The sequence below is a fragment of the Candidatus Poribacteria bacterium genome, assembly GCA_021295755.1.
Classification (GTDB): Bacteria; Poribacteria; WGA-4E; order WGA-4E; family PCPOR2b; genus PCPOR2b.
The window spans coordinates 35623-35998 of record JAGWBT010000030.1; the positions used below are offsets into that span (position 1 = coordinate 35623).

1 protein-coding gene is annotated in these 376 nt (G+C 43.1%); it reads left to right on the plus strand.

What is annotated here, in order from left to right:
- The coding region (locus J4G02_06030; GenBank protein MCE2394136.1) for a transposase at nucleotides 1-376 on the plus strand (376 nt) is incomplete at both ends.

Here is a 376-nt window from a genome sequence, read left to right on the forward strand (position 1 = left end):
CCGATTATGGTCGAGTCGAATCCAAGAAACAGACCATTTTCGGCTATAAACTGCATCTGTTAGTCACCGCAAGGGGAGTGATTGTTGATTTTGAACTGGCACCCGCTTCTGAAACCGATTTATCGGTTGGTTACGAATTGCTCTCTAATCATCAAAATAAGCGAGTGATTGGGGATAAAGCCTATATTAGTTCCCAAATCAAAGACCAATTAGCCCAACTGAACCGTATCGAGCTGATAACGATACCCCGCCGCAACCAGAAACAGCAAATCTCCAGACAAACCAAGCGGTGGATTAACCAAACTCGCCAGATAGTTGAAACGGTTAATGGGCAATTGAGTCAACAATTTCATATACAAAACAATCATGCCCATAG